The sequence below is a fragment of the Micromonospora sp. D75 genome, assembly GCF_018070405.1.
Taxonomy (GTDB): domain Bacteria; phylum Actinomycetota; class Actinomycetes; order Mycobacteriales; family Micromonosporaceae; genus Micromonospora; species Micromonospora chalcea.
On sequence record NZ_JAGPXV010000424.1, the window covers coordinates 1 to 5208 of the forward strand.

The following is a 5208-nucleotide window of genomic DNA, read 5'->3' on the forward strand; positions in this document are numbered from 1 at the left end:
GGGCGGCTATCGCCGCGAGACGGGAGTCGAAGTCCTCGACGAAGACAGTCTGCATGGCGTGACCGGCGTGGTCGGGCCGCACCTCGATGTAGAGGTAGCGGTGCTCGGCCAGCTCCCACACCGCCTCGTGGTCGTTGGGCAGGAACTGCGGCGGGGCGCCGAGCAGCCGCTCGTACCAGGCCGTCGACACGGCGATGTCGTGGATCGGGACGCCGGCGAACAGGTCGACAGTCATCCGGTCAATCTAGCCCCGTCGACGTGCCGACGAGGGCTCGTGCCGTACCGGCGTTTGAACGCGGTGCTCAGCGCGAACGAGCTGCCGTAGCCGACCCGGCGGGCCACCGCGCCGACAGTGGCGCCGGGCTCGCGGAGCAGGTCGGCCGCGAGCGCCAGCCGCCAGCCCGTCAGGTACGCCATGGGCGGCTCGCCCACCAGGGCGGTGAACCGCCGGGCCAGCGCCGCACGCGACAACCCGACCTCGGCGGCCAGCGACGCCACCGTCCACTGCCGGGCCGGGTCGTGGTGCAGCATCCGCAGCGCGCGGCCGACCACCGGGTCCGCGTACGCCCGGTACCAGCCGGGCGCGGCAGCCCCGGGCCGTGCGAACCACTCCCGCAGCGCGGCGATGAGCAGCAGGTCCAGCAGGCGGTCCAGCACCGCATCCTGGCCGGGGTCGTCCTTGACGATCTCGTCGGCCAGCAACGGCACGAGCGGAGAGTCCCAGGACTCGCGGCGGACCACCGCCAGCGGCGGCAGCGTGTCGAGCAGCCGCCGCCCGACAGTGCCCCGCACCGGGTACGTGCCGGTGAGCAGCACGGTCCGGCCGTCCGGTCCGTTGCCCCAGGTGCGTACGCCCCACCGCGTCATCGCGAACAGCTCGCGCCCGTCCGGCGTGGTGCAGCGCTGCCCCGGGTGCACTACCACCTGCGGCGCCGTGGCCGGGTCGTCCGCCACCGTGTACGGGGCCGGGCCACGCACGATCGCCACGTCACCATCGCCGAGCCGCGCGGCCTCCCCCTCCTCGGGCACGATCCAGGCGTCCCCCCGCACCACGGCGACCAGCGTGAGCGGCGCCTCGTCCCGGATCAGCATCGACCAGGGCGGGGTGAGGATCGAGCGCAGCAGGAAGGCGCCCCGCGCCCGGGGACCGTCGAGCAGGCCGGAGACGGCGTCCACGAGACGATTGAACACAGGATCGCGCGTCCTGGCCATGGGCCGTCTCACCGCGCGGCGGTTCGATGGACACATGCGACTCGTACAACACCTGACGCTGGTCGGCGCCACAGTCGGGGCCGGGCTGATGGCGGGCCTGTTCGCCGCGTTCGCGTACGCGGTGATGCCGGCGCTGCGCGGCGCGGACGACCGCACGTTCGTGGACGTCATGCAGCGCATCAACGTCACCATCGTCAACGGCTGGTTCCTGCTGGCCTTCCTGGGTACGCCGGTGCTGGCCGCGCTCGCGGCGGTGCTGGCGTGGCGCGGGGCGGTCCGGCCGGCGCTGCCGTGGATCGTCGCCGGGCTTGCTCTCTACCTGGTGATGTTCGTCGTCACGGTGGCGGTGAACGTGCCGCTGAACGACGCGCTCGCGGCGGCCGGTTCCGCCGATCTCGGTGCGGCACGGGAGCGCTTCGAGTCCGCCTGGGTCACCTGGAACGTGGTCCGGGCGGTGGCGAGCACTGCGGGGTTCGGCGCGTTGTGCTGGGCGCTGGTGCTCGCGGGCCGCGCGTCCGGTTGAGCCGCTACGCCTTGTCCTCGATCAGCGGCAGGTAGCTCTCCGGCAGCCAGCGGACGACCACCTTCGGGAACAGCGTCCCGCCGAGCCGGCGGTAGAAGCGCTGCGCCGCCTCGTTCTCCGGCTTCACCTCCCAGCGGATGACCAGCCGCTCGGCGGCGGCCCGCTCGGCCAGCGCGGTCATCAGCCGCCGGCCCACGCCACCGTCGCGGGCCTCGGCGCGGACGAACAGATCGTCGAGCGCGAGGATGTCCTCACCGCTCCACATGTGCAGCCGCCGCTGCGCGGAGACGTAGCCGAGCGTCTCACCGTCCCGCTCGGCAAGCAGGACCGTCACGTCGGCGCGGCCGAGCACCTCGCGCCACCGGTCGGGGGTCGCGCCGACGTGCTCGCTCTCCCCCTCGTGGGCCGCGATCTCCCGGACCAGGGCGTCGACCGCAGCCGCATCGTCCGGACCGGCCTGGCGGATGCGGATGGCGTCGTTCACGGTGCTCTCCCTCACGGTTGGATCACGGGCGGATGCTCATGATCACCCCGGAAGGTGTCACACCATGATCCGACTTTCGGGCCGTCCTCGTCAGGGCGTCGGCCGGTACGGCGCATCGACGGATGACGCACTCCCGTTCTGCCCGCGCTGTTCCCGCTGTTCGTTCAGCTCGGCGGCACTCTCGCCGGGCAGGGAGCGCGTGCCGTCCGATCGGCTGGCGAAGCGGGCAAGGGCGACTGTGTTGCGCCGCCGCCGAACATGCATCTGCACACATCCACTATGCCTGCAACGAAAGGCCGGAAAACAACAAACATCCCTGGGAGGGTCTTTCCCTCACATGGGGGTTCCGCTCCGGTGGAGCCGCGGTGCGCTCGGACGCGCTCGGCGAGACGACTCGGGGCTCGTTGAGTGACTGGCAGGATCCGTCGAAGGACGCAGAGGCGCGCGGCCTACCGCCCTTTGACCATCCATGAGTCAACGGCTCCGCGCGGACCTGCCCGGGGCCGGGGCGGCAGACGGGTCCCGCCAGCCCACCTAATCGCCGGGGGCCCGTTCTGATCAGCGCGAGCGAGATCACGATCATGAGGGCACCGAGCACTTCCAGGATGATCGGCACCTGCAGGAGCAGGTCCTCCGTCGCGTACCCGTCGGGCGTGGCAGCCCGGGTCGGATCAGTCCTGTCGACGCGCACGTCGAGTAACTCCCCTACGCGGAACCCACTCTCGTCGAGTTCGCTGGAGAACCGCTCCCGGTACCGCACGCCCTCGAACGTGTAGTCCACAGTCAACCTCATGGCGGCGAACGAGCGGCTGATCCTGAACCGTTCGACCTGCACTCGGCCCGTCGTCTCGGCGCCGACGCGAACCGCTCGTCGATCGCCTCGTTCAGCCTCCTCGCGCCTGGGGTCCGGACCTGGTGCCGATCTTGTCGCCCGAATGGGAGCACGGGGGCACAGCTGTAACCAAAAAGTCAAAAGCGGCATTTCTCGACGAGAAATGCCGCTTGACCTGCACAAGCACAAGGTGGAGCCGAGGGGACTCGAACCCCTGACCCCCACACTGCCAGTGTGGTGCGCTACCAGCTGCGCCACGGCCCCTTGCGATCGTCCCCGGTCGCCCGGGCACGGGAAGAACTATACACACGCCGCCCCGCATGGTCATCTCGCGGGGGTCCCCCACCGAGGGGGTCAGTTCAGTGCCACATCCGGCGGGAAGTGGGCCACCGCCGCCATCATGCCGCCCTGCCGGCGCAGCACCATCGGCCAGAGATCATCCGGCCGGTCGACGAAGGCGTCACCGGGCAGCGCGTCGAGCACGAACCAGGAGCCCTCCTCGATCTCGCGCTCGACCTGTCCGGCGCCCCAGCCGGAGTAGCCGGCGAACACCCGGATCCCACCGACCGCCTCGCGCAGCTTCTCCGGGTCGACGGAGAGGTCGATGGTGCCGACCGCGCCGGAGACGCGGTGGAAGCCCTTGACCGGCCGGACGGGGTGCCGCATCCGGGCCAGGCAGATGGCGGAGTCGGGCTGCACCGGGCCACCCTCGAACAGCACGGCCGGGTCGCGGGCCAGGTCGCTCCAGTCGCCGAGCACGTCGGCCACCGAGACCTCGGTGGCGCGGTTCAGCACCACCCCGAGGGCGCCGCCGGGTTCGTGGGCGACGAGCAGCACGACCGTACGGTCGAAGTTCGGATCCTTGAGCCCTGGTGTCGCGACCAGCAGTCGTCCGGTCATCGACTCCATGGCTCGGCCACCGATCGCCTGCCCCTCACTCTGCATGTCCGACACCCGTCAGCCGTGCGCCCGTACGGGCCCGAGGCCGTCGACCGTCCATCCTGTCAACGCCATGTCACGCACCATAGCCTGCGTCCGGCCCGCTGGTTAAGGTCTGACGGCGGGTGATCACGACGGATCGAGGGAGGGTCGGATGGCGGCGCAGGCCGAACTGGCGGTGATCGGCGGGTCGGGTCTCTACGCCCTGCTCGACGGGGTGGAGCACGTGGTGGACACCCCGTACGGCGAGCCGTCGGGCCCGATCACCGTCGCCGAGGTGGGCGGTCGCCGGGTGGCGTTCCTGCCCCGCCACGGGCGTGATCACCGCTACCCGCCGCACCTGATCCCCTACCGGGCGAACCTGTGGGCGCTGCGGTCGCTGGGGGTACGCCAGGTGCTGGCGCCCTGCGCGGTGGGCGGCCTGCGGCCGGAGCTGGGTCCGGGCACGTTCGTGGTGCCGGACCAGTTGATCGACCGCACCAGCGGGCGCGTGCAGACGTACTACGACCGGGGCGCGGTGCACGTGTCGTTCGCCGATCCGTACTGCCCGGTGGGACGGCGCACGCTGCTCGACACGGCGGCCGGGCGGGGCGTGCCGGCGGTGGACGGCGGGACCGTCGTGGTGGTCGAGGGTCCGCGCTTCTCGACCCGGGCGGAGTCGCGCTGGTTCGCCTCGATGGGCGGCACGATCGTCAACATGACCGGCCACCCGGAGGCGGTGCTGGCCCGTGAGCTGGCCCTCTGCTACACGTCGATCGCGCTGGTCACGGACCTGGACGCGGGCGTCGAGGCGGGCGAGTCGGTCACCCACGAGGAGGTGTTCCGGGTCTTCGCGGAGAACACCGACCGGCTGCGCGGGCTGCTGCTGGACGCCGTCGCGGCGCTGCCCGCCGAGCGGGAGTGCGGGTGCGGGCACGCGCTGGACGGGATCAAGCTGCCGTTCCCGCTGCCCTGAGCGCGGGAAGCGCCCGAAAAGTCGGCCTCGGCCCGATAGATTCGGCTGGTCGGGGGACCGGGCACCGGGCCGTCTCCGGCATCCGCGTGGAGGACGGAGGCAGCCGGCGATGGCGACGGTGCGGGAGGCGACCTACGACCTGCTGCGCGCGCTCGGGCTGACCACGGTCTTCGGCAACCCTGGCTCGACCGAGGAGCCGTTCCTGCAGGAGTTCCCGGCCGACTTCCACTACGTGCACGGGCTGCAGGAGGAGTGGGCGGTGG

8 protein-coding genes and 1 tRNA gene are annotated in these 5208 nt (G+C 71.7%); 3 read left to right on the forward strand and 6 right to left on the reverse strand.

Features of this window, described 5'->3' with window-relative positions; all coding sequences use genetic code 11:
* Nucleotides 1–235 (reverse strand): VOC family protein (locus tag KBX39_RS22165; protein WP_210872305.1); only part of this gene is annotated, 235 nt, incomplete at its 3' end.
* A complete protein-coding gene (locus KBX39_RS22170) occupies nucleotides 232–1176 on the reverse strand; it encodes an AraC family transcriptional regulator (RefSeq protein WP_210872309.1) in 945 nt (314 codons plus the stop codon). The genes KBX39_RS22170 and KBX39_RS22165, both read right to left, overlap by 4 nt.
* A gap of 70 nt (nucleotides 1177–1246) precedes the next feature.
* Between KBX39_RS22170 and KBX39_RS22175 the strand changes: the two genes are divergently transcribed.
* The gene (locus KBX39_RS22175) at nucleotides 1247–1735 is read left to right on the forward strand and encodes a DUF1772 domain-containing protein (protein ID WP_210872307.1); all 489 of its coding nucleotides are present in this window, start codon (nucleotides 1247–1249) and stop codon (nucleotides 1733–1735) included.
* 4 nt (nucleotides 1736–1739) lie between these two features.
* Here KBX39_RS22175 and KBX39_RS22180 read toward each other — a convergent pair whose 3' ends face one another.
* The 4 genes from KBX39_RS22180 to KBX39_RS22195 form a co-directional block, all read right to left on the reverse strand.
* Nucleotides 1740–2219, reverse strand: coding sequence for a GNAT family N-acetyltransferase (locus KBX39_RS22180; RefSeq protein ID WP_043330622.1), 480 nt, complete (start codon nucleotides 2217–2219; stop codon nucleotides 1740–1742).
* 277 nt (nucleotides 2220–2496) lie between these two features.
* Entirely contained in the window at nucleotides 2497–3054 is a 558-nt protein-coding gene (locus KBX39_RS33510; RefSeq protein ID WP_247660452.1) for a hypothetical protein, read from the reverse strand.
* Nucleotides 3055–3242: 188 nt separating this feature from the next.
* Nucleotides 3243–3315, reverse strand: a tRNA-Ala gene (locus KBX39_RS22190).
* A gap of 90 nt (nucleotides 3316–3405) precedes the next feature.
* Nucleotides 3406–3996, reverse strand: a complete 591-nt coding sequence (locus KBX39_RS22195) for a YqgE/AlgH family protein (protein WP_043330624.1) — start codon at nucleotides 3994–3996, stop codon at nucleotides 3406–3408.
* A 148-nt stretch (nucleotides 3997–4144) separates the two neighbouring features.
* On the opposite strand from KBX39_RS22195, the gene KBX39_RS22200 reads away from it, so the two are divergent.
* Entirely contained in the window at nucleotides 4145–4945 is an 801-nt protein-coding gene (locus tag KBX39_RS22200; RefSeq protein WP_064447741.1) for an S-methyl-5'-thioadenosine phosphorylase, read from the forward strand.
* 109 nt (nucleotides 4946–5054) lie between these two features.
* A partial coding sequence (locus KBX39_RS22205; protein WP_210872311.1) for a thiamine pyrophosphate-binding protein occupies nucleotides 5055–5208 on the forward strand: 154 nt, incomplete at its 3' end.